This is a genomic window from Streptomyces sp. NPDC002868, assembly GCF_055563295.1.
Map to the genome: position 1 here is coordinate 1 of NZ_JBVHDR010000080.1, position 2872 is coordinate 2872.

Here is a 2872-nt window from a genome sequence, read left to right on the forward strand (position 1 = left end):
GACTCCGCCATGCCCGAGCAACGAAATCACCCCGCCCGCCCGACAGCAGACGATCAGCGGTGTCTCATCACCCCAACCGAAACGGCGAGGCTAGGAGATCGCGCGGATAGGCGCGGCGCGTCGGCCACGTGGTAGTACAGGCACAGGCCCTGGTAGATCGCGAGTTGTCGACGCTCGCCTTCTTCCCCGAGGTGCCTGTGCCTGAGCTCCCATCTCCTGTTATCGACCCCATCTGGGACCAGTTCCAAGCACTACTCCCGCCGCGCGTGGTCACTCAGCCGCGGAGGCAGCAGCAGCCGCTGCCACACCTCATGGTCTTGAGTCTTCGCGAGCACTGCATCCACGAGCTCTGGCGGGAACACCTGAGTCAGGAGCGTGAGCAGCCGTGGTTGTTCGGTGGGATTACGGTCTGTGCTGATCTGCGGGTTGGTCGGCGGTCCGCTGTTCGCTATCTACCTCGCCGAAGGCTCCGTGCGCGCCCACTACAACGCGTTGCGCCATCCGGTCAGTTCGCTGGCGCTCGGTAACCATGGCTGGGTGCAGACGCTCAACTTCATCGTCGCAGGCTTTCTCACGTTGGCGTTCGCGGTCGGTCTGCGGCGTGCGCTCCGACCGTCGGGGGCTCGGCCTGGGGGCCGATGCTCATAGGCCTGTGGGCGATTGGGCTGCTCGGCGCAGGGATCTTCCAGGCCGACCCGGTCGGGGGCCCTACCGGAACACCCGACCGGCTGCCGCACCCCACCGTGCATGGGATTCTCCACGGCTCCCCGTCGCTGGCCGGCTTCGTGGCGCTGACCGCCGCCTGCTTCGTGTTCACCCGGCACTTCACCCGCTCGGGCGCGCAAGAGTGGGCTCTCTACTCAGCCGTCACCGGCGTCGTCTTCGCAGCGACCATGGTGCTGTCCAGCGCCGCTTTCACCCAGGCCGACGACCTGGCCGACTTGGGCGGCCTGATCCAGCGCATCGCGCTCACGACGGGCTGGACTTGGCAGGTACTGCTCGCACTTGACCTGTGGCGAGCAGCTTCCCTGCCAGAGGCTCAGACTCCTTGATCTTGTTGTTCAGTCTGTGATGCGTCTGGGTTTGGCGCCCTGCTTGTGGTGGCTGGGGCTAGAAGCCCGTCTGGCTGTGGTGGTCCGGCACCGGTGCCACCACAACGGATGTCGACCGCTGCTGGCAGTCCTTCCTCCGCCGTTTCGACCGGGAGCACACGTTCCGTCTGTTCAAGCAGACGCTCGGGTGGACCAAGCCGCGGCTTCGCAGTTCAGACGCTGCCGAACGGTGGACGTGGTTGGTGATCGCTGCCTACGCCCAGTTGAGGCTCGCTCGCCCGCTGGCCATGGACCTTCGGCGGCCTTGGGAGAGACCGGCGCCGCCGAACAAACTGAGGCCCGCGCGAGTGCGGCGCGTGTTCAGAAACCTGCGCACGAAGACTGGCTCCCCAGCCGGTGCACGAAAACCGACTCGCCCTGGTCCGGGACGACCGGCCGGCTCGAAGAACTACCGCCCGGCCACCCCTTACGACGTGGGACGCGTCCTCGCTACGGGCCAGGCCCACACCCGTCCCACGCACCACAAGACAGGACAAAACCCCGACGCATTGCATGAATCCACAGCCCAGATGACCCCAGGCAAGATGCGTCCTTCCCCCAGGGGCGTATCTCGTTGCCCGTTGCATTTCTGACACCATGACGAGATGGAAGATGTGCGTCAGGTCGTCAGCTCAGGGTCGCCGCTGGAGCCGCAGATCGGCTTCTCTCGCGCGGTGCGGGCAGGAAAGTACGTCGCCGTCGCAGGAACGGCACCTATCGGGGATGACGGCTCCACCGTCGGACCTGGCGATGTCTATGTCCAGACAGCACGGTGCCTGGACATCGCTGAGCGGGCACTGCAGGAGGCAGGGGCGTCAATCGAGGATGTTGTGCGGACACGCATCATGCTGACTGACGTGACGCAGTGGAAGGAGGCCGCACGGGCGCACGGCGAGCGGTTTGCCTCTGTCCGGCCTGCATGCACATTCGTAGAGGTTTCGCGCTTCATCGAACCGGCTTGGCTCGTCGAAGTGGAAATCGACGCGGTGATTGGTCAGGGACCGAACTGAGAGGCTGTGTCTGCGCTGCGGCTCGGGCCTGGTGATGGCAAGGCGGTAGGACTCGGTGCCGTCTCGACGATGTTGCCGACAAAGGCAAGACCGGCGACTCCTGGACGGACATACGTGCCGGAGCTGCGGGCGACGTCAAAAACTCAAGCTTAGGAGGTAGAGGTGATGCCGTCGTGCGCAAGCGCGCTTGATGCCTCGTTAAGGAAGCTCACGATTTCCATGTGTGCGGCCAGGCCCGCATCATCTGATTCGCGCTCGTGTTCCTCTGCGGCAGTACCGTTTTCCAGGAACCGGATCCACCGATGCAAGGTGCCCCGTTCGTTGAGCAGCGCGGATCCAGCACGAAGGGCAGCCTCGGTCACGCTTGGAGGACCCTCCACAGTCACGGAAGACTGCAAGCGTTGCAACTCTCCGTGGAAGAGGTCACCAGCCTGCTGGTATGCACGACGCGCTTCCTGAAGGCTTTCCTCCCGCTGCAGGCCTTCCGCCCCTGCCGCCGTTGCGGCGAATTGCCCTTCGATCGCATGGAGGGCATATATCCGCTGCAGGCACTCTGCGAAGGCAGAGTATGCCGCCCGGCGCGGCTCTCGCAGTATGCGGACATGCTCGGCCTTCAATTGCATGCGCGCCTGAGCACGGCCGAGGAGTCCAGTAACGATGGTTGCCCCACCGGTGCCTAGCCTCGATCTTTCGTGACGGCTTGCCGCTTCATCTGGTGGGCCGTTTCGGCTTGTTGGATGGGGTGCGGGCAAGCCAGTGGCCCGGCTGTCG

The 2872-nt window shown here is 64.9% G+C and carries 5 protein-coding genes and 1 pseudogene; 5 read left to right on the forward strand and 1 reads right to left on the reverse strand.

Annotated elements, in window-relative coordinates; translation table 11 throughout:
- Window positions 1-411: 411 nt before the first annotated feature.
- The 4 genes and pseudogenes from ACZ3H8_RS40725 (at window position 412) to ACZ3H8_RS40740 (ending at window position 2101) form a co-directional block, all read left to right on the forward strand.
- Window positions 412-648: a DUF998 domain-containing protein gene (locus ACZ3H8_RS40725; protein WP_467410413.1), complete on the forward strand. Its 237-nt coding sequence runs from the start codon at window positions 412-414 to the stop codon at window positions 646-648.
- A complete protein-coding gene (locus ACZ3H8_RS40730; protein WP_467410421.1) occupies window positions 534-1052 on the forward strand; it encodes a DUF998 domain-containing protein in 519 nt (172 codons plus the stop codon). Before ACZ3H8_RS40725 ends, ACZ3H8_RS40730 begins: the two co-directional genes overlap by 115 nt.
- 62 nt (window positions 1053-1114) lie before the next feature.
- Window positions 1115-1684, forward strand: a pseudogene (locus ACZ3H8_RS40735) (NF041680 family putative transposase); the annotation flags it as partial.
- Window positions 1685-1696: 12 nt separating this feature from the next.
- Window positions 1697-2101: a RidA family protein gene (locus ACZ3H8_RS40740; RefSeq protein WP_467410416.1), complete on the forward strand. Its 405-nt coding sequence runs from the start codon at window positions 1697-1699 to the stop codon at window positions 2099-2101.
- 149 nt (window positions 2102-2250) lie between these two features.
- On the opposite strand, the gene ACZ3H8_RS40745 is transcribed toward ACZ3H8_RS40740, so the two are convergent.
- Window positions 2251-2463: a hypothetical protein gene (locus ACZ3H8_RS40745; protein WP_467410417.1), complete on the reverse strand. Its 213-nt coding sequence runs from the start codon at window positions 2461-2463 to the stop codon at window positions 2251-2253.
- Between the two features lie 39 nt (window positions 2464-2502).
- Here ACZ3H8_RS40745 and ACZ3H8_RS40750 point away from each other — a divergent pair, with 39 nt between their 5' ends.
- Window positions 2503-2781 (forward strand): hypothetical protein, encoded by a 279-nt coding sequence (locus ACZ3H8_RS40750; RefSeq protein ID WP_467410418.1) that lies wholly within the window; start codon window positions 2503-2505, stop codon window positions 2779-2781.
- Window positions 2782-2872: the final 91 nt, after the last annotated feature.